Origin of the sequence: Pseudomonas fluorescens Q2-87, from assembly GCF_000281895.1 — a bacterium.
Taxonomy (GTDB): Bacteria; Pseudomonadota; Gammaproteobacteria; order Pseudomonadales; family Pseudomonadaceae; genus Aquipseudomonas; species Aquipseudomonas fluorescens_S.
Window position 1 is genome coordinate 4289673 of record NZ_CM001558.1, and the last position, 26020, is coordinate 4315692.

At 53.3% G+C, this 26020-nt stretch carries 20 protein-coding genes and 1 pseudogene; all 21 read right to left on the reverse strand.

All coding sequences use genetic code 11. The annotated features are described in order from the left end of the window. Nucleotides 1–111 precede the first annotated feature (111 nt). The 21 genes and pseudogenes from PFLQ2_RS08950 to serC all read right to left on the reverse strand — a co-directional run bounded on the left by PFLQ2_RS08950 (nucleotide 112) and on the right by serC (nucleotide 25912). Nucleotides 112–2106, reverse strand: a complete 1995-nt coding sequence (locus PFLQ2_RS08950) for a polysaccharide biosynthesis protein (protein WP_003183851.1) — start codon at nucleotides 2104–2106, stop codon at nucleotides 112–114. Nucleotides 2107–2681: 575 nt separating this feature from the next. After that, entirely contained in the window at nucleotides 2682–4691 is a 2010-nt protein-coding gene (locus PFLQ2_RS08945) for a polysaccharide biosynthesis protein (RefSeq protein WP_033046583.1), read from the reverse strand. A 99-nt stretch (nucleotides 4692–4790) separates the two neighbouring features. Beyond that, nucleotides 4791–5807: an MraY family glycosyltransferase gene (locus tag PFLQ2_RS08940; protein WP_003183856.1), complete on the reverse strand. Its 1017-nt coding sequence runs from the start codon at nucleotides 5805–5807 to the stop codon at nucleotides 4791–4793. Then, nucleotides 5804–6769: a UDP-glucose 4-epimerase family protein gene (locus tag PFLQ2_RS08935; protein ID WP_003183858.1), complete on the reverse strand. Its 966-nt coding sequence runs from the start codon at nucleotides 6767–6769 to the stop codon at nucleotides 5804–5806. The genes PFLQ2_RS08940 and PFLQ2_RS08935 overlap by 4 nt, the downstream gene beginning before the upstream one ends. After that, nucleotides 6769–8021 (reverse strand): annotated as a pseudogene (locus PFLQ2_RS28010) (glycosyltransferase family 4 protein). The gene PFLQ2_RS08935 and the pseudogene PFLQ2_RS28010 overlap by 1 nt, the downstream one beginning before the upstream one ends. A gap of 14 nt (nucleotides 8022–8035) precedes the next feature. Continuing rightward, nucleotides 8036–9166 carry a non-hydrolyzing UDP-N-acetylglucosamine 2-epimerase gene (wecB, locus tag PFLQ2_RS08930; RefSeq protein WP_003183863.1) on the reverse strand — a complete coding sequence of 377 codons (1131 nt, stop codon included), beginning with the start codon at nucleotides 9164–9166 and terminating at the stop codon, nucleotides 8036–8038. 163 nt (nucleotides 9167–9329) lie between these two features. Further along, the gene (gene wbjC / locus PFLQ2_RS08925; RefSeq protein ID WP_003183864.1) at nucleotides 9330–10448 is read right to left on the reverse strand and encodes a UDP-2-acetamido-2,6-beta-L-arabino-hexul-4-ose reductase; all 1119 of its coding nucleotides are present in this window, start codon (nucleotides 10446–10448) and stop codon (nucleotides 9330–9332) included. A gap of 3 nt (nucleotides 10449–10451) precedes the next feature. Next, nucleotides 10452–11489, reverse strand: a complete 1038-nt coding sequence (locus tag PFLQ2_RS08920; RefSeq protein WP_003183866.1) for a polysaccharide biosynthesis protein — start codon at nucleotides 11487–11489, stop codon at nucleotides 10452–10454. Between the two features lie 9 nt (nucleotides 11490–11498). Continuing rightward, nucleotides 11499–12704, reverse strand: a complete 1206-nt coding sequence (locus PFLQ2_RS08915) for a glycosyltransferase family 4 protein (protein ID WP_003183868.1) — start codon at nucleotides 12702–12704, stop codon at nucleotides 11499–11501. A 226-nt stretch (nucleotides 12705–12930) separates the two neighbouring features. Beyond that, entirely contained in the window at nucleotides 12931–13866 is a 936-nt protein-coding gene (locus tag PFLQ2_RS08910; RefSeq protein ID WP_003183870.1) for an EpsG family protein, read from the reverse strand. Next, the gene (locus PFLQ2_RS08905) at nucleotides 13863–15146 is read right to left on the reverse strand and encodes an oligosaccharide flippase family protein (RefSeq protein WP_003183873.1); all 1284 of its coding nucleotides are present in this window, start codon (nucleotides 15144–15146) and stop codon (nucleotides 13863–13865) included. Before PFLQ2_RS08905 ends, PFLQ2_RS08910 begins: the two co-directional genes overlap by 4 nt. A gap of 302 nt (nucleotides 15147–15448) precedes the next feature. Then, the gene (locus tag PFLQ2_RS08900; protein ID WP_003183875.1) at nucleotides 15449–16492 is read right to left on the reverse strand and encodes an LPS O-antigen chain length determinant protein WzzB; all 1044 of its coding nucleotides are present in this window, start codon (nucleotides 16490–16492) and stop codon (nucleotides 15449–15451) included. Between the two features lie 185 nt (nucleotides 16493–16677). Next, nucleotides 16678–16938: a lipopolysaccharide assembly protein LapA domain-containing protein gene (locus PFLQ2_RS28015; protein WP_430451753.1), complete on the reverse strand. Its 261-nt coding sequence runs from the start codon at nucleotides 16936–16938 to the stop codon at nucleotides 16678–16680. Next, nucleotides 16928–17224: an integration host factor subunit beta gene (gene ihfB / locus PFLQ2_RS08895; RefSeq protein ID WP_003183877.1), complete on the reverse strand. Its 297-nt coding sequence runs from the start codon at nucleotides 17222–17224 to the stop codon at nucleotides 16928–16930. The genes PFLQ2_RS28015 and ihfB overlap by 11 nt, the downstream gene beginning before the upstream one ends. Before the next feature lie 145 nt (nucleotides 17225–17369). After that, the gene (locus PFLQ2_RS28020) at nucleotides 17370–17648 is read right to left on the reverse strand and encodes a hypothetical protein (RefSeq protein WP_033046187.1); all 279 of its coding nucleotides are present in this window, start codon (nucleotides 17646–17648) and stop codon (nucleotides 17370–17372) included. A gap of 230 nt (nucleotides 17649–17878) precedes the next feature. Continuing rightward, the gene (rpsA, locus tag PFLQ2_RS08890; RefSeq protein WP_003183879.1) at nucleotides 17879–19564 is read right to left on the reverse strand and encodes a 30S ribosomal protein S1; all 1686 of its coding nucleotides are present in this window, start codon (nucleotides 19562–19564) and stop codon (nucleotides 17879–17881) included. A gap of 120 nt (nucleotides 19565–19684) precedes the next feature. After that, the gene (gene cmk, locus PFLQ2_RS08885; RefSeq protein WP_003183882.1) at nucleotides 19685–20374 is read right to left on the reverse strand and encodes a (d)CMP kinase; all 690 of its coding nucleotides are present in this window, start codon (nucleotides 20372–20374) and stop codon (nucleotides 19685–19687) included. Then, nucleotides 20371–22578, reverse strand: a complete 2208-nt coding sequence (locus PFLQ2_RS08880) for a bifunctional prephenate dehydrogenase/3-phosphoshikimate 1-carboxyvinyltransferase (protein WP_003183883.1) — start codon at nucleotides 22576–22578, stop codon at nucleotides 20371–20373. The genes cmk and PFLQ2_RS08880 overlap by 4 nt, the downstream gene beginning before the upstream one ends. A 28-nt stretch (nucleotides 22579–22606) precedes the next feature. Continuing rightward, entirely contained in the window at nucleotides 22607–23719 is a 1113-nt protein-coding gene (gene hisC, locus PFLQ2_RS08875; RefSeq protein ID WP_003183884.1) for a histidinol-phosphate transaminase, read from the reverse strand. A gap of 13 nt (nucleotides 23720–23732) precedes the next feature. Then, nucleotides 23733–24827: a prephenate dehydratase gene (pheA, locus tag PFLQ2_RS08870; protein ID WP_003183886.1), complete on the reverse strand. Its 1095-nt coding sequence runs from the start codon at nucleotides 24825–24827 to the stop codon at nucleotides 23733–23735. Then, nucleotides 24827–25912 carry a 3-phosphoserine/phosphohydroxythreonine transaminase gene (serC, locus tag PFLQ2_RS08865; protein ID WP_003183887.1) on the reverse strand — a complete coding sequence of 362 codons (1086 nt, stop codon included), beginning with the start codon at nucleotides 25910–25912 and terminating at the stop codon, nucleotides 24827–24829. The genes pheA and serC overlap by 1 nt, the downstream gene beginning before the upstream one ends. Nucleotides 25913–26020 lie beyond the last annotated feature (108 nt).

Sequence of the window (26020 nt, forward strand, 5' to 3'; positions counted from 1 at the left end):
GAAGCTCCATGACATCGTTAAGAAGAAACAGCTTTTTTCCCAAGCTGCCTCTCAAACTTAGGCGATGATGCACCGCTGTCAAAAATGTGTACGTTACCGGTTGTGTAACAATCAGGGCTCAAGACGCCGCTGCTGATAGATCCAGTCGACAATCTCTCCATCCGGGGCGTAACCACTGACAGTTTCCCGAAGCAGTTGGCGGACCCTGGCATAGTCATCCCGCTCAATCGCGACCAGCAATTCAGCCAGCTTGCTCTTGAGGACGTCCCAAGGCAGGTAGTCTTCGTTGGCACTCATGATCATTGGGTGCTGGGTCGCGACGACGTCGTGACCAATTAGCAACTCTTCGAAAAGCTTCTCGCCCGGGCGCAGGCCGGTGAACTGGATTGCAATGTCGCCGTGGGGGTTCTTTTCTGATCGAACGCTCAGGCCGGACAGATGAATCATTTTTTCCGCCAGCTCGACAATCTTCACGGGATCCCCCATGTCCAGCACAAACACATCTCCGCCCAACCCCATGGAGCCTGCCTGGATAACCAACTGTGCGGCCTCGGGAATGGTCATGAAATAGCGGGTGATCTTGGGGTGGGTAACCGTCAACGGCCCGCCGGATTTAATCTGTTTGTGGAACAAGGGTATAACCGAACCGGACGAGCCCAATACATTGCCGAACCGGACCATGGTGAAACGCGTTTTGTTAACCCGCGAGACGTTGCCCTTGTCGCCAAACAACACGGGGGCCAACTCACGGCTGAGGGCTTGCAATGTCAGCTCCGCAAGCCGTTTGGTGCTGCCCATTACATTGGTCGGGCGCACCGCTTTATCCGTGGAGATCAGGACGAAATTCGACACCCCCGCCTGTAACGAAGCCTGTGCTGTGTTCAATGTGCCGATTACGTTGTTCAGGATGCCTTCGGCGATGTTGTGCTCGACCATCGGGACGTGTTTATAAGCGGCGGCGTGATAAACCGTATCGACACTCCAGGTCTTCATCACGTCGAGCAGTTTGTCCTGGTCTCGTACCGATCCCAGAATAGGCAATAGCCGAACCGACAACGATTCCCGAATGACTCGAGGTTCAAGTTCGGACAGGATGCTATAGAGATTGAATTCGCTGTGCTCATACAGCAGCAAGGTAGTCGGCTTCAATGCCAGGATTTGGCGACAAAGCTCGGAACCAATCGAACCACCGGCCCCAGTGACCAAGACAGATTGTCCAGCGATACAATGTTCAAGCAGGTCAGCTTGTGCGGGTACCGAATCGCGCCCGAGAAGGTCCGCGATGTCTACTTCCTGAATATCATCGACCTTGACCCGACCACTGGCCAGGTCCATGAAGCCCGGAACGCTGCGCACATGCAGCGGGAAACCTTCAAGCAGCGCCAATATCTCCCGACGACGCCCACGTGAGGAGGAAGGCACCGCCAGCAGGATTTCTTCTGCGCCGGTTGTATCAATCATCTTTTGAATATTTCTGGGTGCGTAGACCTGCAACCCGGCGATCACGCGGTCTGCGATATTACTGTCATCATCGATAAATGCGACCGGTCGCATCACCCGCCCCATGCGTAGCGCGGCCACTAATTGATTACCAGCGGCTCCGGCCCCGTAGATAGCAACCTTGGGCAGACCATCGTCTCGATTGGCGAATGGAACATGTTGAGCTGCGGTGAACCAGTCCCCCAGGAAATACTGCCGCATCATCAGGCGTAAACCGCCAATCATGATCAGGCTCAACCACCAATAATTGAAAATAATGGAGCGTGGCACTACGGTTTTATGATTGCTATACCAATACACCACAAGGGCCAGCAGCAAGGCCGAAAGGCTGACCGCCTTGCAAATCGTGATCAGCGCATCGTTACCGAAATAACGCATGACAGCGCGATACATGCCAAATCGGATGAAGATCGGGATGGCAACCAACGGGGCAGAGCCGAAAAGCCATAAATGCGTAGCAATCGGGCTGGCCAATGCCTCAACACCCAGACGAACGACGAACGCCAGCCAGAGGGCGATCCAGACGAGAATAATGTCCGTTGCCAGTTGTAGCGCCCGCTTGTGGCGTCGTGGCAACCCTAGCAGGGCGACTCTTAATTTATCCATAAATCCTTTACGCATCTTGACCTGCCTCTGGTGCAACTCCGTTTTTATTGAACCGGGCGACGTCACGCATGACTGATAAAACGCTCATCAAAAAGAGTGCCTGTGTCAGCTTCGAGGGTTAGACCTTCTCTGGCCATCCCAGCGTGAACTGAATGACATGGCACCGGCGGCACGTTAATACCTGCCGCGCCGCGCCAGGCTCCTGAAATTTCACGCATCAGCAGCAATGCCTGAGAACGCAGTGGTATTGCGCAATCAGTTGAATCCGCGTAATGCTTGATTAATCAAACTGCCTGGACGAATGCTCAGCGCTGTCTCCTCTTCTCTGCCTTTTTGATTGGATTGTAGCAATAAGCTATTGCGCATCAGCAGGGCCCGTCATGAAATGGAGCATGCCCGCAATGACGTTCCCAGGCCAACAGGAAATTAATGAAAGTTTTTTACCCCTGGCAACACGATATCCACAGCCCATCCGAAAGCTGGATCTCGGCCCAGACGCCCAGTTTTGCGGACTGCCGTTGTCCCCTAAACTTAAACGGCAAGCCTATCCTCCTGGCAACCACCAACGTGCTCCATTAACGATCCCTGTGTTGCGGAATCAAGCGTTGTTGCTGGAATATCCAATCGACGATTTCACCTTCGGGCGCGTAACCGCTTACGGTTTCGCGTAGCAGCATTCGGACCCGTGAGTAATCATCCATGGTAACGGCGGCCATCAGATCATCCAGTTTGGCCTTGAGTTGTTCCCATGGCAGATGGTCTTCGTTGGCGCTCATGATCATCGGGTGCTGTGTCGCGACCACGTTGTCACCTATCAGCAATTCTTCATAAAGCTTTTCACCAGGCCGCAAACCGGTGAATTCAATCGCAATATCACCGTGCACGTTCTTCTCGGAGCATACATTCAAGCCAGACAAGTGAACCATTCTTTCGGCAAGCTCGGCGATTTTTACAGGCTCCCCCATGTCTAGCACAAACACATCTCCGCCTCGCCCCATCGATCCCGCCTGGATCACCAACTGGGCCGCCTCTGGAATTGTCATGAAATAACGGGTGATATTGGGATGCGTAACGGTGATGGGACCGCCGGATTTAATCTGCTGGCGGAAACGCGGAATAACCGAGCCGGAGGACCCCAGCACATTGCCGAAGCGCACCATGACGAAACGAGTCTTATTGACCCGGGCAACATTACCGCTGTCAGCGAAGAGCACCGGCGCAAGTTCTTGACTCAGCGCCTGCAAGACCATTTCTGCCAGGCGCTTGGTGCTGCCCATGATATTAGTAGGGCGCACGGCCTTGTCCGTGGAAATGAGCACGAAGTTCTCGACCTGGGCCTTCAACGCCGCTTGCGCGGTATTCAACGTACCGATGACGTTGTTAAGCATACCTTCAGCAATATTGTGCTCCACCAACGGCACATGCTTATAGGCTGCGGCGTGATACACCGTCTCGACGTTCCAGGAAGTCATGACGTCAAACATTTTAGCCGCATTACGCACTGAGCCCAGAATTGGCAACAAATTCACCGGGATCGATTGTCGGGCGATGACCTCCTCCAGTTCGCTCAAAATACTGTAGAGGTTGAACTCACTGTGATCGAACAACAGTAAAGTCGCCGGTTGCAGGGCGAGAATCTGTCGACAGAGTTCAGAACCGATCGACCCGCCCGCTCCCGTGACCAGAACGACCTTTGCGCTGATACAACGGGACAGAAGCTCGGGTTGCGCAGGCACCGCATCGCGCCCCAACAAGTCGGCAATATCGACCTCTTGGATGTCGTCAACTTTCACACGGCCACTGGCCAGATCCATAAAACCCGGCACGCTGCGTACGTGCAGTGGATATCCTTCCAAATACTCGAGGATTTCACGGCGTCGCGCACGACTCGCCGACGGAACGGCCAAGAGCACTTCCTGAGCGCCGGTGAGCTCAATCATCTTCTGGATATGCTTGGGTTTGAACACCTGCAAACCAGAGATCATGCGATTCGCGATACTGGTGTCGTCATCGATGAAAGCTACCGGCTGCATATCTCGACCAATACGCAAAGCCGCCACAAGCTGATTACCGGCAGCCCCGGCTCCGTAGATCGCCACTTTGGTAAGACCGGCCCCCCGGTTGACGAAGGGCACTTGGCCGGAGGGAATGAACCAATCGCCCATGAAATACTGACGCATAAGCAATCTCAAGCCGCCAATCATCACCAGGCTGAGCCACCAATAATTGAAGATAACCGAACGCGGCACAGGCGCCATATAAGAGGCGCCCCAGTACACCACGAGCGCCAAAACCAACGCGCTCAGGCTGACGGCCTTGACGATCGCGATCAAGGCATCGTTACCCAAGTAACGCATGACGGCACGGTACATACCAAAACGCACGAACAATGGGATAGCAATTAAAGAAGCACTGACAAGGAGCCACGGATGACTGCTAAACGGATTGATCATCTCGTCGAAGCCAAGGCGCACTGCGAACGCCAACCACAGGGCGGTCCAGACCAGCAGCACATCGGTCATGACCTGAAGCAGGCGTTTCTGCCGACGTGGCAGGCCCAGCAATGCAATGCGAAGTCTATCCATGAATATTTCCAGCACCTTGTTGTTCGTACCCATTCTTGTTATGTCCAGCTGCTCGATGACAGCCGTCCATGACCCGTTTCACATCTTTACCTGGGACATTCAGGCGTCCTCCAACTGGCCGGCCTTGAACTTGAAAGCCAATAACACCAGCGGCACGTAGGCCAGCAAAACACCCATCAGCCCATCCAGCTTCAGGACCACGACGCACCACGCGAGGGGAAACAACCACAGCACGTTGATCGCCGCCACTGCCAACGTGACAGGGCGATGGCGCCCATAATGACGCGAGGCAAACTGATAGGCATGGCTACGATGGGCCTCGTAGACTTTATCACCCCGCAAAAACCGCCGGATCAGGGTGACGGTCGCATCGACAATGAACACTCCCAGCAGAATCAGCCACGCCCAGAAGAAGGCCGGGGAAACCCAGGCGGCTTGCAGAGACATGATCCCAAGTGCGATGCCCAGGAAGCCACTGCCCGCGTCTCCCATGAAGATTTTCGCGGGCGGAAAATTCCAGAAAAAAAAGCCCAGCACGGCAGCGGCCAAGACCAGCGGAGGCCAGATCAGGCCGGTGAAACCCGACAGTACGTAGAGAGCACTCGCCCCCAGGCAGGCCAGCACAGCCTCTATACTGGCGATACCGTCAATACCGTCCATGAAGTTATACAGGTTGAGAATCCAGACAAGATAAAAAGCAGCCAGAGCATGACCTATCCAGGATAGATCAACGCTGACACCAAACAGGTCCAGGGGCGCTAAGCCTTGAAGCCATATCAACGCCCAGACAGCTGCACTGAAATGCCCAAGCAATCGCCACCGTGCGGCAATATGTCCATGGTCATCCATGAAACCCACGATGGCGACCAATGCACCTGCCCCACCCAACGCAACCATGTAGTGAAGCTGTACCAAACCCAGCTGGCCGAGCAAAGGCAAGGTCATCAGGAACGCCACGACGATGGCGACGCCCCCGCCCCGGGGCGTCGGGATACTGTGAGAGCTGCGTGCATTCGGAATATCGATGATGCTACGCGCCAAGGCATACCGGCGCAGCCCGGCAGTCATGAGTAGCGACGCCATCGTGACAGAGGCAAATATCCAGAAATACGTCATTTATCTTGATTCGTCCTGAAATGCCGTGCGGTCTTGGCCAGTGCATCATCGACACTCACGGGAGGGTTCCAATTCAAAAGTGTACGGGTCTTCTCGATACTGACCTGCAGCGAACCACAAAGGCGCTGGGACAATGCTTTCCTGCCCAGCATGCTGGCGCCGCGCTCGAGTATCCAACTAGGGACCGGAATCAACCGCGCTGGTTTACCCAGCGCGTGGGCCATCCGGCTTAGCAACATCGTGGTCGACAGATCTTCTCCATCGTTGACCAGGAAGGTCTGGTTCGCCGCCGCTGGATGGTCGATACACGTTACGATGAGATCGACCAGATTATCGATGCTCACTAGGCTTCGCCGGTTATCGATGGCGCCGAATGGCAAAGGCACGCCTTTGTCCAACCAACGCATCATATTCAAGAAATTAGCCTTCACGCCGGGCCCATAAACCAGGACAGGCCGGATGACGACCACTTCCATCCCTGTCGCCAGCGCAACTTCCCGCAGCCCCTGCTCAGCCTCCTGCTTGGACACGCCATACGGGTCCGTTGGAGCAGGCATATCGTCCGCAGTATAAGGTTGGCCGGTCGAGGTACCTTCCCCGTTCACTTTGATGGAGCTGATAAAGATAAATCGACGGACGCCGGCTTCAGCTGCTTGCCTTGCAAAATTCAGCGTTCCTTCAACGTTCACCTGCCGAAAAGCAGCCAGCGGATCAGCTTCTGTATCATTCATTACGTGCACGCGAGCGGCGCAATGAATGATCGCATCCACATTCGCCAAGTGCGTGTGCCATTGGGTTTGTGCAGAGAACGAGTCAATTCGCACAGTATTGATAGGCGCCGATAAATTCCGATCACCGCGAACCACCGCGAATACCGATTTTCCTGAGTCTGCCTGCAACCGCACGGATACCGCTCCACCTACAAATCCGCTCGCGCCGGTCACGAGAATACTTTTCTGCATCAGTGATTGACCTTTCGTAGCGTGGCTTTTCTGAAGATATCTTCCAAACGCGTCAGCAGCCGTTGCTTGGAGTAGTGCTGAAGATAATACTCACGGCCGCTCTCTCCCATGACCTTACGTAAGGGAGGAGTGATAGCCGCCAATGCCTGAGTGATACGTGCCAAGCCATCCGCGTCGCCGGATGCACATGTAAACCCTGCACCGGACTCATCAATTACACGTGCTGCTTCCCCATTGATCATTCCCAGCAGAGGCTTCCCGGAGGCTAGGTAAGCCTGGACTTTGCCGGGAATGGTTTTTTCAAACACATCATTGGTCTTCAGTGACACCAACAGTGCATCGGCGTTGGCAAACAAGGCAGGCATGGCATCCAATGGATGCCTGCCCAAGAGCAGAACGTTGTCCAAGCCTCGCTTACTCACCTGTTGGCTCAGCCATTGACTCATCCGGCCATCACCGACGATGGCCCAACGCACAGCGACTTTCCCACGCAGTTGCTCAGCAGCGTCCAGCACCGCAGGGAAATCCTGGGCCTCCCCCAGATTCCCAGCAAATACCACCGTAAAAACCGACTCGTCACGTGCAAGTATCGAGGTCAAGTGATTCGGAGCTGCAGAGAAGTCGTCTTCAGCCCAACTGGGAAAGTAAATCAAGCGTCGCGGGTCCATGGGACGTGTACAGTAGCCTCGGACGTTATCAAAAAAACCATTGGACTGTAGCAAAAGGTAGTCAGCACGGTTATAGATCCAAGACACCATTCGACCAACCATGGACAACAACGCCGGTTGTTTCAAAACGCCGACGGCCTTTAAAGTGTCCGGCCACAAATCCAATACCCAGATAAACACGGGGGCTTTCTTTAAACGGCCGATCACCAACGCAGGGATCGCCGCCATGATCGGGGAAACTGCGTAGACGAATACGGCATCGAAACTGCGTCCTCGCAACGCATACGCACCTAGGGTCGAAGCACTGGAAAAAAACTCAGGTAGTTGAAAATCAACTGTATGCTGCGTTTGCCGCGCGGGAGCATAGGCACCCGCACAACGCGGGCACCCTGATATTCGGTGAACTGTGCAGGTGCCGCCTTGTAGGCTTCAAACACCACCCCTTCCGGATAATTGGGCACTCCGGTAAGCACTGTTACCGCGTGCCCTTTTTCGGTGAAGTCACGTACCAAGTCGTTGATGCGCATGTTCTCTGGCCAGAAATACTGCGTCACCACCAAAATATTCAGCTTGCTCTCTGGCATTTTCACAACTCGACTCAATACCGCTTCCAAACAACACGGTTTACGTAGTCAGTATAACTGTGCAGGATCCTAGCAACTTTTTCAGAAACGTTAGGCATGCTGTAGTCCGCCACCAAGCGAAGGCTGCGCTCACTACCTGATTTTTGTGTCTGAAGGATACTCAGCCCTTGCAGCACTCGCTCGACTTCCAGCCCGACCATCATTACAGCCGCTTCTTCCATACCCTCTGGTCGCTCATGAGCTTCACGCAAGTTCAAGGCGGGAAAATTGAGAATCGAAGACTCTTCATTGATGGTGCCGCTGTCAGAGAGAGCCGCACGTGACTCCAGTTGCAGCTTGTTGTAATCCATGAATCCCAAGGGCTTGAGCAATCGGACATTTTCATGAAACACGATGCCCATCGCATCAACACGCTTTTGGGTGCGCGGATGGGTAGAGACGATAACAGGCTGGCCGAACGTACTGGCCACGGTATTGAGCACCTCGACCAATTTGAGAAAGTTCTTATCCGAGTCGACGTTTTCTTCACGGTGAGCACTGACAACAAAGAACTTACCCGCCTCCAACCCAAGTCGCTCCAAGACGTTTGAAGCCTCGATGCTATCGCGATAATGGTTGAGCACTTCAAACATGGGACTGCCCGTCTTGATCACACGATCTGCAGGCAAACCTTCGCTTAGCAAATAATCCCGGGCGATAGTGCTATAGGTCAGGTTGATGTCCGCTGTGTGGTCAACGATACGTCGGTTGATCTCCTCAGGGACGCGCATATCAAAGCAACGGTTTCCGGCTTCCATATGGAATGTCGGAATCTTGCGCCGTTTGGCGGGGATAACGGCCATGCAACTGTTTGTATCGCCCAGTACCAGCACGGCTTCAGGCTCGATGGTAGCCAGCACCCGGTCCACCGCGATGATTACATTGCCGATGGTTTCCGCGCCGGTGGTCCCGGCAGCATTCAAGAAGTGATCAGGCTTTCGGATGCCTAAGTCTTGAAAGAAAATCTCGTTCAGCTCGTAGTCGTAATTCTGCCCAGTATGGACAAGGATATGCTCACAATACTGGTCAAGCGCGGCCATGACCCGTGATAAACGGATGATTTCCGGGCGAGTTCCGACGACAGTCACGACTTTCAGTTTTTTCATTTTCTCAGGCCATTTTTGAATAAATTAAATGTGCTTAACATATCAGCCACCACGCCACCGCGCATTAAGTCAACGACAGCCACTCAAGCTCTTTACAGGAGATGAAATATTCGGAGATTTCATTTCGCACGCCTACTGACACGCAATCTCTGAACATCTGATGTTAAGCCTCTGTGCCAACTGGCAGTGCGTAAGTATCCGGCGCAGAACGATCGAAAATTTCGTTAGCCCAAAGCAACACGATCATTTCATCGGTGCCAATATTCGTGATGTCGTGCGTCCACCCTGGCACGGTTTCAACTATTTCCGAACGCTCGCCTGTTGTGGTCAGCTCATAGAACTCACCCGACACTATATGGCGGAATCGAAAGCAAGCAGTACCTTTGATAACAAGAAACTTTTCAGTTTTCGAGTGGTGATAGTGTCCGCCGCGAGTAATGCCCGGGTGTGCGGTGAAATAAGAAAACTGGCCAGAATCCTTAGTCTTTAACATCTCAACAAAAGCACCTCGAGGATCAACGTGCCTTGGAACTTCGTAAGTAAATTGATCTGGGGACAGATAGCTGAGGTACGTAGAATACAACGCCCGACACAACCCTGCTCCAACACGCTCGGATATCATCGTATAGCGACTGTCGCGAAAAGATTCCAGCTGCTCAGCAAGCGCGCCTACAGTGGTATCGTACTGAGGCACAACTTCTACAAAAGGGGTTCCTTCCCTTCTCCCCTCTAGAACATCCATAAAGCATTGTACGACATCATCAACATACGTAAGCTTTAGAGCCGCACTGGGATCATTTATTGAGATCGGCAATCCGTGTGCAATGTTATGGCAAAATGTAGCTACGGCTGAATTGTAGTTAGGTCGCGCCCATTTTCCGAAGACATTCGGCAAACGAAATATATGTACCGGCGATCCGGTATCATTTTGTAAATCGCGTAATAACTGCTCAGCCCCAAGCTTACTGCTTCCATAGGGATTATCCAAGGGCGCTTGAATAGACGATGTATAGACCACAGGTACCGGCCGACCACGCTTTCGGATCGCATCACAAAGGACACCAGTAAGATCAGTGTTACCCTTTTGGAAATCCAAAGGATCTTGAGGGCGATTGATCCCCGCCAAATGGAAAATAAAATCCACTTGATCAATTAAACTTGGGAGGCTCGCGATAGAATCATTACGCGTAAATGATAATACCTCAACATCGGATTTTACACTAAAATGCGATATGAGATTGCGACCAATAAAGCCGTTAGCACCTGTGATCAAAATTTTCATTAATTACTCCTCGGGCACCGCGTGCTCACCACGCTGAATCGCACGCATGAAGTCCAACTTGAGCAACAGTTCGCGCATACCTTCTACATCGAGACGCTCAGTGTTATGAGAATTATAATCTTCGGTACGAGAAATTTTTGTTTCACCTTGCTCTACAAACTTAGCATAGTTCAGATCGCGTAAGTCAGGAGGCACACGAAAATAATCGCCACGGTCCTCAGCACATGCCATTTCTTCGCGACTTAGTAAAGCTTCAAAGAGTTTCTCGCCGTGCCGTGTACCAATTACCTGAATAGGGTGATCTGGCACATCAAGCATACTAGTCAATGCTTGCGCTAAGACTTCCACCGTAGCTGCCGGAGCTTTCTGAACGAACATGTCGCCATTCGAGCCATGCTCAAACGCATACAATACCAGATCAACGGCATCCGCGAGAGTCATCATGAATCGAGTCATGTTAGGATCAGTCAGACTCAGAGGGGTACCTGATCTAATTTGATCAATAAATAAAGGAATCACCGACCCTCTTGAGGCCATTACGTTCCCATATCGCGTACCACAAATCACAGTGTTGTTATCATTACGCGACTTGGCAACCATTACCTTTTCCATCATCGCTTTGGAGATCCCCATTGCGTTGATTGGATAAACGGCTTTATCCGTGCTGAGGCAAACGACGCGCTTAACATTATTTTGTATTGCTGCTTCAAGCACGTTATCGGTGCCCAGTACGTTCGTCTTAACGGCTTCCATAGGATGGAATTCGCAGGAAGGTACTTGTTTCAAGGCAGCCGCATGAAATATGTAGTCCACCCCGCGTGTAGCGTTAAGGACGCTTTGAAAATCCCTAACATCACCAATGTAAAACTTCAATTTACTATTGGCATATTTTTTGCGCATATCATCTTGCTTTTTCTCATCTCGGCTGAATACGCGTATTTCTTTGATATCGGTATCCAGGAACCGCTTGAGCACTGCGTTTCCGAAGGAACCTGTTCCCCCGGTAATTAAAAGCGTAGAATCCTTGAATGAAATAGCCATAAAAACCCCTTATAGTAATGAAATAATGATACTTCTCGCGTTTTCTACGCTCAAGTTTTTTTCATAATAATGTCGGCCGTTCCTGCCCAGCTCAGCGCAGAGCGCTGAATCCTCAATCAGCAGGTCCAGCTTCGCCTTCAGCGCCGCCGCGTCACCAGCCACTACAGCATAGCCACCGCGAACGTCGTTTTCCAAAATATCGCCAAAATCCGTAACCGAATCCAGCGACGCCAGAATCGGCAATGAAACTTTAAAGTAATCAAGCGATTTCGATGGGAAACTGGGCACTGTTAACTTCCTAGACAGCGATATGAGACCGACATCGCACGACTGCACAACGTGCTCATATTCTTCCCGCGGAATATAATCAATAAAGATAATATTCTGCAGCCCACGCACCGCAACCGCTTTTTGCAGGCTTTCTTTTTCAGTGCCTTTACCAATAAAAACGAAGGTCACTTCATCTTTTGAATACATCGCGGCCAAGTCAAGTATATTTTCCAATTCTTGCACGATTGACATCGCACCACCGTATATCGCAATGAACCCTTGAGGTGGCAAATTATACTTTTTTCTCACCTCAACTTTATCGACTGGTTCAATTTTCTTGATCTTCGCCCAGATCGGCAAAAGTTTAACTTTTTCTTTTGAGACGGAAGGAAAATTATCGAAAAGAAATCGAGCATTACCTTCAGTCATACAACCGATTCGATCAAAACTGGCATACATCAATTCCTCCAGATATCGAAAAAAACCGAAGAACAGCTTGTTCCTGATCGCACCGAGATCCTTTAAATAGAAAGGAAAAAAATCCCACAACACGAGGAAACTTTTAGAATTATATCGCTTCTTAAAGAAGTGGGACATTCCTAGAATTGTGACGCAAGGCGTATTCGCTATGAGCAAATCACAAAATTTAATCTCTTTGGCAATTTTGTATCTTGCAAGAAAGGGAAATATGAATATTTTCAACGCCGTCCCTATGACTCCGGAGTTATAAAATATCGACGGAAGCTTGATTCGTATTACTTTAATCCCATCTATAACTTTCGTAACCGATTCTGGCTCGTTTTTTAGCCAAGAGAAAACGACGACCGTAACGTCGCTTCCTTGTTCGTTCATAGAATAGGCCAACTCATTAGTGAGCCAAGCGTCTTTTTTGTCGTCAGCATACTTGGTGGTAAGCAGTACAATATCTTTACGCAAGCTCATCATTTGGACCACAGCTCGTCAAGTTGATTGAGTAGGTTATCTGTTCGCTCCTGCCCCGTCGAATTGTGCATATCATAAAACAGCTGACTCTGGTAGGGGATATAAACGATGGAAAGCGGACTCGAGAGAAATCGATAAAACGGCAAATACCCGACTAATGCAATTACAAAAACCGTAACCAGCCGGCTTGTATAGTTTAAGCGCAACAATGTATTCAATGCCGCACCGATTAAAAACACCGCAAAAAATACTGGTATCTAGTAGACAGTGTTGGAAATCCAAATATTATCAGAGGGATAAGCAAGCCCACAAATGCCAGACGATAGAGGATGGGAGGTGCTGATTGTTTGGTATCGTTTTGAGCGCCACCGTTACCCCATGCTAGATAGATGCTTGAAAAAATCACAACAGACACAAGGACATAGGCTGCACGGTAGGCAAAAGAAGCATTAAACACATCCCTATCCAGATAAATCATGTACTTGGGGTCCACATAAATTATAAGCACTTCTACGGCAGCACGAATAACATCCAACGAAGATAAATACAGCGCAACCGAGACCAGAAAGACGATTAGAAACGTCGTTCGACTCAAGGGAAACCAATAAATTAACAGTAACAACAACACTCCACCCAATACCGAGTAGTGTATAGAGGTAGCGATGGCGAACAGCGTAAATGCAAGAATCCGCCTTCCCGATAAAAATTTATGTGCTCCAAGTAAGAAGATACTAACCGCCAACCCCTGCCTAAGTAAGGAAAACGCGGGAATCAAATAAAAGTCCGGGACAGAGTACATTACAGCCAATACCAGCAGACAATGCTTGGGAAAAAAACTCCTCACTACGATGGATATGAATACAATCTCAGCAATAGAAACCAAAGCGGAAAAATGCTCAAACGCCAGATCAAGGAACGATGAAACATGAACCAGCCATTCATATCCAAATTCAAAATCCAGATAAAACTCTTCACCACTTCGTATTGCATTGTAATGTGATTCGTAGATTGGCCAGTCGTAGCCTGTCTGAAATTTCAGTCCAACAAACAAGGAGAGAAGCGCCACTTGAAATGTATATATCGCCACGGACGGTGAAGTTGCCTTTTTTAATGACAACAGGGCCAACACCCAAATCAGCGCATATATGACATTATATTGCATCATGACGCGGCCGCCCCAACAGACCTTGTTTTATTTCTGCTGACAAAAAACCATAACAGCACTAGAAATAGCGAAATCATGCCCTGCAGAACATAGCCGTAAGCCATACTTTCAAGCCCATAGAGCCTGTAGAAAAAAATACATAATGCCAGATATAAGAATGCCGTAATCATCTCATAAATCAGATAGGCTCTAACGCGCTGTTTGGCGAGCATTACATAAAGAAATATCCAGCCCAGGCATTTCAGCCCGTCCCCTATGACATATGCCTTCAGCACTTCTGAGGAGACTACGAAAGCCTCACCATAAATCAGCCAGACAATAAAATTTGCCAGCTGGCCAACCACGAGGACCAAGACAACGCCAAAAACCAACGCTACTACCGCCATCCGCCAAACAAAGCTGTCCAGAATTCGTCCTTCCATTGCACTATACTTTGGCAATAAAAGAGTAGAAAACAGTACACTACAGATACCCATATAAATATCTGACAGACGTGTTGCTGCGTACCAAAGACCAGACTCAGCCATTGTGCCATTCGTAGCAATATAGTTTCTTAGGAATATCTGCCCTCCATACACAACCACGGCGGACCCCAACGCCATGAAGGAATATGAAACTAATACTTTTAGTATCTCACCATCAATTTTTTTAAAAACACCTCGCATTCGCGGCAGATAAAAACGTTTAGGCAAAAACAGCATGCAGACACCCGCAACAACGGGCGCTAATACCACAGAATAAACCGCCCCTTTTTTCCCAAAAAAGAATGAAATGACGCAAACTGAAAGCGCCGTTATAAAAGCAGTGGCCATAGAGTACCAAAAATACTCATTGTATTTTTGCATCCCATTAAAATAGGATACAAACAAATTATTCAGCCCTAAAAAAAAACCTCCCAACGGCAGAAGCAACAGCACTACCACCCAATCTCCTTGTAAGAAATAACTTGAAATTTCTCTACTTGAAAGAAGAAAAACGACAAAACAAATCAAACTTAAAAAAGCCAACAAAAACGCAGAAGTCCGCACTATACTCTCTTTAGTGTGTTTATCTTCTGCGATCAACTTTACTACACCAGTTGTAGTTACTGATGAAACACCGGCACTTAATATTTGAAGAAAGGATTGGACCTGCCCAACTACAGCCATTCCACTGGGCCCCACGTAAAACGCAACTACCTTTAGCGAGGCGACAGAAAACATCAATTTAAATACAGCCTGAACGGCAATATTTATGATCGGCCGAAGCATTCCCTTTCTTGTTGCCGTACTGCCAACCATAGCGTAACACCTAACACGAGCGGCGCAAAAAACTATAACGACATCGATTTCGAAACCGGAAGTAACTATTTATGTCGTTAGAATCGATCAGACCTACAGCCTGGGGATTCCATGTCCAAAAATGCCACTTTATAAATCAAGGACCAGCATACTTATGACTTAACACTAACGCTGTCAAAATCGAGGTCTGCTGCCGGAACAAACTCACCAGTTTCGATTCAGCCAAGAGATACGAATCGCTGGCATATGCACTACCAACCTGCCTGAAACCTGTCGATCCAGACCTGACGCCATGATATGGATTATTCTTCAACACGAGCTTGAAATACCTGCCTCAACAGCGCGGCCCCAACCCCCAAAACAAGGCCGAGGATCATTCCTTTCAATAAAATAGCCAGCTTATTTGGCTTAATTGGGGTTTGTGGTACCTCCACGTTACCATCCTGCCTATATACCGACACCTGATCAGGTTCGACTTTAAGCATTCGATAGAAATTGTAACGCATCTGCAGCGTGCGCAGATCTGGAATGAATGCATCGTCAGAAACTCTTGCCTCCAACGCGGATACCTCCGCCGCCAAAGCTAAACTTCCTCGCTGATAATCCATCTTACTGCCTGTATCGACAGTGATATCAACCGCAGCAGAGGAATTTATCACAGGCGTTTTCAAACCAATTATTTCAGCAACTTTTAGAGCTTCACGAAGCTGCTGGATACGGTCCTCACGAACCCGTTGAGCATTCTCTCGCAAGCTAGTAATCCGCTGTTCCAGATTCCTTGCCCGAACCGCTGCCTCAGTTGTAACGTTTTTGATCAGCTCTGCCTTGGAGGCCTCACTGGCCCGTTGCACGTAAGCTCTGACCCACTCGGTTGCCTCTGCCGCGTCATCACTCTGGACAACGACCGAGAATCTTTCGGGAGTATCCTTACCCGGTCCTCCTACTATCAGCACACGAGAAAAATTCTCATATAAACGGTCAAGCGGCCCCTTACGCTGAGACTCTTCAAGTGAAGGCAAATAGATGTCACGGAAAAAGGTTTGGCGAAGGGTTTCACTCTGAAGATTGCGAGCAAACAGATCGTACACTTGCTTTATTGAATAGGGTTCCAGCTCAGTGCTCGTGCCACGGCCGTAATTTAACTCAGCAATGCCATTTTGAGTTGGTGGGCTAATATAAAATCTAGCCTCATAGATTGGTTTGGTAAGATAGGCAACCGCCCCAGCCCCAACCGTCACTGCGAACGTAACACCTATAACAAGCCACTTTTGAACCCAAAGATTGCGTAGCAGCGCAATTAAATCAATTTCCTGAGCGTCATTTGCATCAACACGATTATTACGCATACGGTTTCTCAAATGCGGCGGCGGAAAATTTGCCCTTCAATGTGCTGCTTGCACTAAAGGTTAACGCTGAGGAGGTCTCGAAAAAAATTTCGGTAGACCCTGAGAATTCTGACATTGAAAAACACACCCAAATATAAACAATTGCTAACGGCGATCCCTTCACCAGGGTGACAAATCATGTAGCTTTATTTTAACCACAAACGTATCTTCGCGAACCAAGCGAGTGACGGACTGATAACCATCCCCGCCAGAAGCGCAAGGAGTATCAAGGCCGAAACAGGAAGCTGAGGGGCTGACCAACCGGCGAACGCCAAGGATACAGGTTGTGTATTTTCAATTACAAATAGAATAATCGTCAAAGCTACGAGCAGCGCGGCTACGAACAAAGCCACCCGTTTAAAACCCCTCATAGCCCCCCCCTCTGCGGCCTTTTCGTCAGAACTCATCCCCCTCCTCCTCATTCACCCGATCTCTAAGCTCTTTACCCGGCTTGAAATGAGGAACGAACTTCCCGTCCAGGCTGACGGACTGACCGGTCTTTGGGTTTCGACCTACCCGCGGAGCGCGGTAGTGCAGGGAAAAGCTGCCGAAACCACGAATCTCGATACGATCTCCGGTAGCCAGGCACTGGGACATCTGTTCAAGCATGGTCTTGATGGCCAGCTCCACATCCTTGGATGAGAGCAGCCCTTGATGGGTGACAATTCGTTCGATCAACTCCGACTTCGTCATATTTTTCCCTTCTTTTTCAAGCAGCTAGGAAAATCGCTTGAAAAGGTTTTAGCATGACCGGAGGGATTTGAACAGCCCAAGTATTGACATTCTTCCTGACTCCCTTGTCACCTCTTTCCGAGCTGGCAGGGAGACTTTCCTAAAGCTACCGACAGATGACGAGCATCGTACGCGTCAGATAGCCAGCCGGATTAAAACCAAAAGGGTACCGATCTTCATCCTTCGCATCGTCGGATCGGGTAATTACCTTGTAACCCGCCCCCTTGCACTCTCTTGCCGCTCTCTTGTGGCACTTCTCCCAGCCGGAACCCAACCCCGAGCAGTCGACCTCGATACCACTGACACCACGCACTGCGTGGGTCTTGGCGCTTGTAGAGCAACCTGCCAGCACTAAGACACTCAACACCAGAAAGAGCTTGTTCATTCAGTTCCTTTAGACGAGGGTCCGGATCAATCACTTATACAAGTCGGAGCCCCACCTTGAGTAAATTTTTATCTGCTTCATAAAAGAGACAGCCTGGTTAAAGGGTTGGTTTCGCAACGTCTCGAATGAACACCGTCATGGGTAGCAGCTTACGGAGCGCAGAGCACCTTGAAAAATCGCAGGCACAAAAAGGGCGACCGAAGTCGCCCTTTTTAATGATCAAGCAGAACTCAGTTCTGTTTGGCCATTGCTTGACGCAGCAGTGCAGCCATGGTGGTGTCAGCTGCTTCGCCTTCCGGAGCTGCTTTCAGGCTCTGGATGGCTTCTTTCTCTTCAGCATCGTCTTTCGACTTGATGGAGAGCTGGATTACGCGGCTCTTGCGGTCAACGCTGATGATCTTGGCTTCTACTTCTTCGCCTTCTTTCAGAACGTTGCGCGCGTCTTCAACGCGGTCACGGCTGATTTCGGAGGCTTTCAGAGTCGCTTCGATATCGTCGGCCAGGGTGATGATGGCGCCTTTAGCGTCAACTTCTTTCACGATGCCCTTAACGATTGCGCCTTTGTCGTTCTCTTGAACGTACTCGGAGAACGGATCGCTTTCCAGCTGCTTGATACCCAGGGAGATGCGCTCGCGCTCTGGGTCAACCGACAGGATAACGGTGTCCAGCTCGTCGCCCTTCTTGAAACGGCGTACGGCTTCTTCGCCCACTTCGTTCCAGGAGATGTCGGACAGGTGAACCAGGCCGTCGATGCCGCCGTCCAGACCAATGAAGATACCGAAATCGGTGATCGACTTGATGGTGCCGGAGATTTTATCGCCCTTGTTGAACTGGCCAGAGAAGTCTTCCCATGGGTTGGACTTGCACTGCTTGATGCCGAGGGAGATACGACGACGCTCTTCGTCGATGTCCAGAACCATGACTTCCACTTCGTCGCCGACTTGTACGACTTTCGAAGGGTGGATGTTCTTGTTGGTCCAGTCCATTTCGGAAACGTGTACCAGGCCTTCAACGCCTTCTTCCAGCTCAGCGAAGCAGCCGTAGTCGGTCAGGTTGGTAACACGAGCGGTGACGCGGGTGCCTTCTGGGTAACGGGCTTTGATAGCGACCCATGGATCTTCACCCAGTTGCTTGAGGCCCAGGGAAACACGATTGCGCTCGCGATCGTACTTCAGAACCTTGACATCGATCTCGTCGCCAACGTTGACGATTTCCGAAGGATGCTTGATACGCTTCCAGGCCATGTCGGTGATGTGCAGCAGGCCATCGACGCCACCCAGATCGACGAATGCGCCGTAATCGGTGAGGTTCTTGACGATACCCTTGACCTGCTGGCCTTCCTGCAGCGATTCCAGCAGAGCTTCACGCTCGGCGGAGTTCTCGGCTTCCAGGACACTGCGACGGGAAACGACAACGTTGTTGCGCTTCTGGTCCAGCTTGATGACCTTGAATTCCAGCTCTTTGCCTTCCAGGTGCGTGGTATCGCGCACTGGACGGACGTCAACCAGGGAACCTGGCAGGAACGCACGGATGCCGTTAACGTCGACAGTGAAGCCGCCTTTAACCTTACCGTTGATAACGCCCTTGACCACTTCCTCAGCTGCGAAGGCCGCTTCCAGAACGATCCAGCATTCAGCACGCTTGGCTTTCTCACGGGACAGCTTGGTTTCACCAAAGCCATCTTCAACCGAGTCCAGCGCCACGTGAACTTCGTCACCGACGTTGATGTTCAGTTCGCCAGCGTCGTTGTAGAACTGCTCAAGCGGGATAAGCGCTTCAGACTTCAGACCAGCGTGGACGGTTACCCAGCGAGCTTGGTAATCGATATCAACGATAACGCCGGTGATGATGGAGCCTGCCTGAAGGTTCAGGGTTTTCAAGCTTTCTTCAAAGAGTTCCGCAAAGCTTTCGCTCATTTTAATTCCTGTTGATTAGGGCGAAGTAAACGCCCATCTCCACACCCCAGACGGTGTGGGTTAGTTTCATATATAAGAAGCGCCGCAGGACTATGACTGGTCCCCTGCGGAGCTTCCTGATCACCCGGCGATATCGCGAAGCGCGATCTCGCTCATGATGCGTTGCAACACCTGGTCAATGGACAACTCCGTGGAATCCAGCTGAATCGCATCGGCCGCCGGCTTAAGCGGGGCTACTGCGCGCTGGGTATCACGCTCGTCGCGTGCACGGATCTCATCTAGCAGACTCGACAGACTAACATCCTCGCCTTTGCCCTTCAACTGCAAATATCGGCGGCGAGCCCGCTCCTCGGCGCTGGCGGTCAGGAAAATCTTCAGCGGCGCATCGGGAAAGACCACGGTGCCCATGTCCCGACCGTCGGCCACGAGCCCTGGCGGCTCCTGGAAGGCGCGCTGGCGCTGCAGCAACGCCTCGCGCACCGCCGGCAGCGCAGCGACTTGGGAAGCGCCGGCGCCCACGCTTTCGGTACGGATGACATCGCTGACTTCGTCGCCCTCCAGAATGATGCGCTGGAGCTGACCGTCGGTCGCCGCGATGAACTGCACGTCCAGATGTGCGGCCAGCGCCTTGAGCAATTCTTCGTTGGTCAGGTCGACCCCATGATTGGCGGCGGCGAACGCCAGCAAACGGTACAAGGCACCTGAATCGAGCAGGTTCCAGCCCAGTTGCCTGGCCAGGATCCCGGCGACAGTGCCCTTGCCCGAGCCGCTTGGGCCATCGATGGTGATGACCGGTGCCTTGATGTTCACGACTGTGCCTCTTGTGCTACTCGAATACCGACCTGCGCGCACAGCGCCAGGAAGTTCGGGAACGACGTGGCGACGTTGGCGCAATCATGGATGCGAATCGGCGCGCTGGCGCGCAACGACGCAACACTGAAGGCCATGGCGATACGGTGATCACCGTGGCCATGGACTTCGCCGCCGCCAATCTGGCCGCCATCGATGATAATACCGTCCGGTGTCGGCTGGCATTTGACACCCAGTGCCAGCAGGCCGTCGGCCATCACCTGGATGCGATCGGACTCCTTGACCCGCAGCTCTTCAGCGCCGGTCAACACGGTGCGCCCTTCGGCACAGGCAGCCGCCACGAACAGCACCGGGAATTCATCGATGGCCAGTGGAACCAGGGCCTCTGGAATCTCGATACCCTTGAGTTTAGCTGCTCGTACACGCAAGTCAGCCACTGGCTCGCCGCCCACTTCACGCTGGTTTTCCAGGGTGATGTCAGCGCCCATCAGGCGCAGGATGTCGATCACCCCGGTACGGGTCGGGTTGATGCCGACGTGCTCGAGTACCAGGTCGGAGCCTTCGGCAATCGACGCCGCCACGAGGAAAAACGCCGACGACGAGATGTCGCCCGGGACTTCGATGTGGGTGGCTGTCAGTTTGCTGCCGGACTCCACCGAGGCCGTGGCGCCATCGACCGTGACCGGGTAGCCAAAGCCACGCAGCATGCGCTCGGTGTGATCGCGGGTCGGGGCCGGCTCGGTAACGGTGGTCTTGCCTTCGGCATAGAGGCCGGCCAGCAACAGGCAGGACTTCACCTGGGCGCTGGCCATCGGCATGGTGTAGGTCAGGCCCTTGAGCTTGTTGCCGCCGCGAATGACCATTGGCGGACGACCCTCGGCCGCCGTCTCGATGACCGCACCCATTTCCCGCAGCGGATTGGCCACGCGGTTCATCGGGCGCTTGGACAGCGAGGCGTCACCGGTCAGCGTGCTATCAAAGTCTTGCGCGGCCAGCAGGCCGGACAACAGGCGCATCGAAGTGCCGGAGTTGCCCAGGTAGATTGGCCCCGGAGCCGGCTTGAGGCCATGCAGGCCAACACCATGGATGGTCACGCGACCGTGATGCGGGCCTTCGATGACCACGCCCATGTCGCGAAACGCTTGCAGCGTCGCCAGGGCGTCTTCGCCCTCGAGGAAACCTTCCACCTCGGTCACGCCTTCGGCGAGGGAGCCGAGCATGATCGAACGATGGGAAATCGATTTATCGCCCGGTACACGAATACGCCCACTCAGGGAGCCACCAGGTTGTGCCAGGAAAATCAGATCGTTGGAGTTCATAGCGTCCACATAGGCCCGACGGGCCAGGATTTTACTGAAATGCTCGCGGGCCACCCTGGCGCGCGTGAAAACGCCCAGCAATTGGTGCCCGTCCCCTGCATCGACCGCGTCGCGCAAGGCGTCGAGGTCGCTGCGAAATGTATCGAGTGTGCGCAGGACAGCTTCACGGTTGGCGAGGAAGATGTCGTGCCACATGACCGGGTCACTACCGGCGATTCTCGTGAAATCGCGGAAACCGCCGGCAGCGTAACGGAAGATCTCGAGATTTTCATTGCGTTTGGCTAATGAATCCACCAGGCCGAACGCCAACAGGTGCGGCAAATGGCTAGTGGCAGCCAGCACTTCGTCGTGACGCTCGACTTGCATGTGCTCGACATCGGCGCCCAGCTCACGCCACAAACGGTCCACCACCGCCAACGCCGCCGGATCGGTCTGCTCCAGCGGTGTCAGGATCACTTTGTGCCGACGAAACAGCTCGGCATTGGAAGCCTCCACCCCGCTCTGCTCGGAGCCGGCGATCGGATGGCCAGGCACGAAGCGCACCGGCATGCCGCCGAAGGCCTCGGTGGCCGCGCGCACGACGTTGCCCTTGGCGCTGCCGACGTCGGTGAGAATGGCTTGCCCCAGATCCATGGTCGCCAGGCGCGCCAGCAGTTTTTCCATGGCCAGGATCGGCACCGCCAGCTGGATCACATCCGCGCCCTGACAGGCGATCGCCAGGTCGTCCTCACAGCGATCCACCACACCCAACTCCACCGCCAGCTTGCGCGATTGCGGATCCAGATCGACACCAACCACTTCACGGCACAGGCCACTTTCACGCAGGCCCTTGGCAAACGAACCGCCGATCAACCCCAGCCCGACCACCACCAGGCGACCGATCATAGGGGCAACAGGTTGCAGTGAAGTGACATCAACCACGAGCCAGGACCTTGCTCAAAGCTTCAAGGAAACGGCTGTTTTCCCCAGGTAAGCCAATGGTGATGCGCAAGTGGTTCGGCATGCCGTAGTTGGCCACCGGACGCACGATCACGCCTTCACGCAGCAAGCCCTGGAACACCGGCGCAGCAACACGCCCGATGTCGACACAAATGAAATTGCCCTTGGATGGAATCCAGCTCAACCCCAACTCACGGAACCCGGCTTCCAGTTGCTGCATGCCAGCCCCGTTCAGGCGACGACTTTCAGCCAGGTAAGCCTCATCCTGCAAGGCGGCGCAGGCGGCGGCGAGGGCAAAGCTGTTGACGTTGAATGGCTGGCGCACGCGATTCAGCACATCGGCCACCACGGCGGTGGACAGGCCGTAGCCAACCCGCAGCGACGCCAGGCCATAAGCCTTGGAGAACGTGCGCGAAACCAGCAGGTTCGGATAAGCCGCGAGGAAATCCAGGCCATCGGGCAAGTCACTGCCTTCGGCGTATTCGATATAGGCCTCGTCCAGCACCACCAGCACGTGCTCGGGCACGTCCTGCAGGAAATCGTCCAAGGCCTGGGCGTCGAACCAAGTGCCGGTCGGGTTGTTCGGGTTGGCGATGAAGACCACCCGGGTGTTGGCGTCGATGGCGGCCAGCATGGCCGGCAGATCGTGCCCCCATTCCTTGGCCGGAACCACATGGGCGTCTGCGCCGACAGCCTGGGTGGCGATCGGGTAGACCGCAAACGCGTGCTCGCTGAACACGGCGTTGAGGCCCGGCGCCAGATAGGCACGCGCCACGAGTTCGAGAATATCGTTGGAGCCATTGCCCAGCGTCACCTGGCTCAGCTCGACGCCGCAGCGCTCGGCCAGCAGGCTTTTGAGCGCAAACCCATTGCCATCGGGGTAACGGGTCAGGTCAGCCAGTTCGTCGCGGATCGCCGCCAGCGCCTTGGGACTGGCGCCTAGCGGATTTTCGTTACTGGCCAACTTGACGATGCTGGCCGGGTCCAGATCCAGCTCGCGAGCCAGTTCGTCCACAGGTTTGCCCGGAACGTAAGGCGAAAGTTGTTGCACGCCTGGCTGAGCCAGGGCGAGGAAGTTGCCACTCATTTGCTATCCGCCCTTAAAGAACTGCCTTGGGGTAGGAACCCAGCACCTTGAGTGCCACTGCTTCCTGACTGATTTTCTCAAGCACACCTTTTACCAGCGGATCGCGGTGGTGGCCGACAAAATCGATGAAGAACACGTAGGTCCATTTACCGCTGCGCGACGGACGAGTCTCGATCCGGGTCAGGTCGATACCGTTGTCGTGGAATGGCACCAGCAGTTCATGGAGCGCGCCGGGCTTGTTGCTCATGGAGACGATGATCGAAGTCTTGTCGTCGCCGGTCGGCGGTACTTCCTGGCTGCCGATCATCAGGAAGCGCGTGGAGTTATCCGGACGATCCTCGATTTTCTCGGCCAGGCGCGTCAGGCCATAGAGGCCGGCCGCCATATCGCCAGCAATCGCCGCCGAGTTCCACTCACCCTTGACCCGCTTGGCCGCTTCGGCGTTGCTCGATACCGCCACGCGCTCGACGTTCGGGTAATGGGCGTCCAGCCATTTGCGGCACTGGGCCAGGGACTGGGCGTGGGAATAGATCCGGCTGATGCTGTCAGTCTTGGTGCTCTCGCCCACCAGCAGGTGATGGTGGATGCGCAGCTCGACTTCGCCGCAGATCACCATGTCGTGTTCGAGGAAGCTGTCCAGCGTGTGATTGACCGCGCCTTCGGTGGAGTTTTCCACCGGCACCACGCCGAAATTCACCGCACCGGCAGCCACTTCACGGAAGACTTCGTCGATGGCCGCCATCGGCTTGCTGATCACGGCATGGCCGAAGTGCTTCATGGCGGCGGCCTGGGTGAAGGTACCTTCCGGGCCCAGGTAGGCGACTTTCAGCGGCTGTTCGAGGGCCAGGCAAGAAGACATGATCTCGCGGAACAACCGCGCCATCTCTTCGTTGCCCAACGGCCCCTTGTTGCGCTCCATGACGCGCTTGAGCACCTGGGCCTCACGCTCGGGGCGATAAAAGACCGGCATTTCGCCCTCGGCCAGGGAAGCCATCTTCACCCGGGCGACTTCCTGGGCGCAGCGCGCGCGCTCGCTGATCAGCTCCAGGACTTTCTCGTCCAGGGCATCGATGCGCAGGCGCAGCGCCTTGAGTTCTTGCTCGGACATCAGCCGTGTTCCTTCTCGAACTCTGCCATGTAGGAAATCAACGCATTGACCGCATTGATATCGACGGCGTTATAGATGGAGGCGCGCATGCCGCCGACCGAACGGTGGCCCTTGAGGTTCAGCAGGCCGCGCTCGTCGGCACCCGCCAGGAACGGCTTGTCGAGACGATCATCGGCCAGGCGGAACGGCACGTTCATCCACGAACGATCGGTCTTGTTGATCGGGTTGCTGTACAAGCCACTGGCGTCGATGAAGTCATACAGCGTGCGCTGCTTCACTTCGTTGAGCTTGCCGATGGCTTCGACACCGCCCTGCTCTTTCAGCCACTCGAACACCAGGCCGGACAGGTACCAGGCCAGGGTCGGCGGGGTGTTGTACATCGAGCCGTTGTCGGCCGCGACCTTGTAGTTGAGCATGGTCGGGCACAGGGAACGGGCATGCCCCAGCAGGTCTTCACGAATGATGTTGACCAGGATGCCGCTCGGGCCGATGTTCTTCTGGGCGCCGGCGTAGATCATGCCGAAACGGGAGATATCCACCGGGCGCGAGAGAATGTCCGAGGACATGTCGGCCACCAATGGCACGTCACCGGTTTCCGGGATCCAGTTGAATTCCAGGCCACCGATGGTTTCGTTCGGTGCGTAATGAACGTAGGCCGCGTCCTTGGACAGGTTCCACTCGTTCTGGCCGGGAATGGCGAAATAGTCGTAAGGCTTGGCAGTGGAGGCAACATTGACGTGGCCGTAGCGCGACGCCTCTTCGATGGCTTTCTGCGACCAGATGCCGGTATCGATGTAGTCGGCCTTGCCGTTTTCCGGCAACAGGTTCAGCGGAATCTGGGCGAATTGCTGGCTCGCGCCGCCTTGCAGGAACAGCACCTTGTAGTTGGACGGGATGTTCAGCAGATCACGCAGGTCCTGCTCGGCCTTGGTGGCGATGGACACGAACTCATCGCTGCGATGGCTCATTTCCATGACGGACAGGCCCTTGCCGTGCCAGTCGAGGAGTTCGCCCTGGGCGCGCTTCAGGACCGCTTCAGGAAGCGCCGCCGGGCCGGCACAGAAGTTATAGGCTCTCTTGCTCACATCCAATCTCGCTCTGATCTGGTGGTCACTAAATCTTTTGGTCTACATCTTCACCCCTGTGGGAGCGGGCTTGGTCGCGAATACGGTGTACCAGTCAACATTCAATAG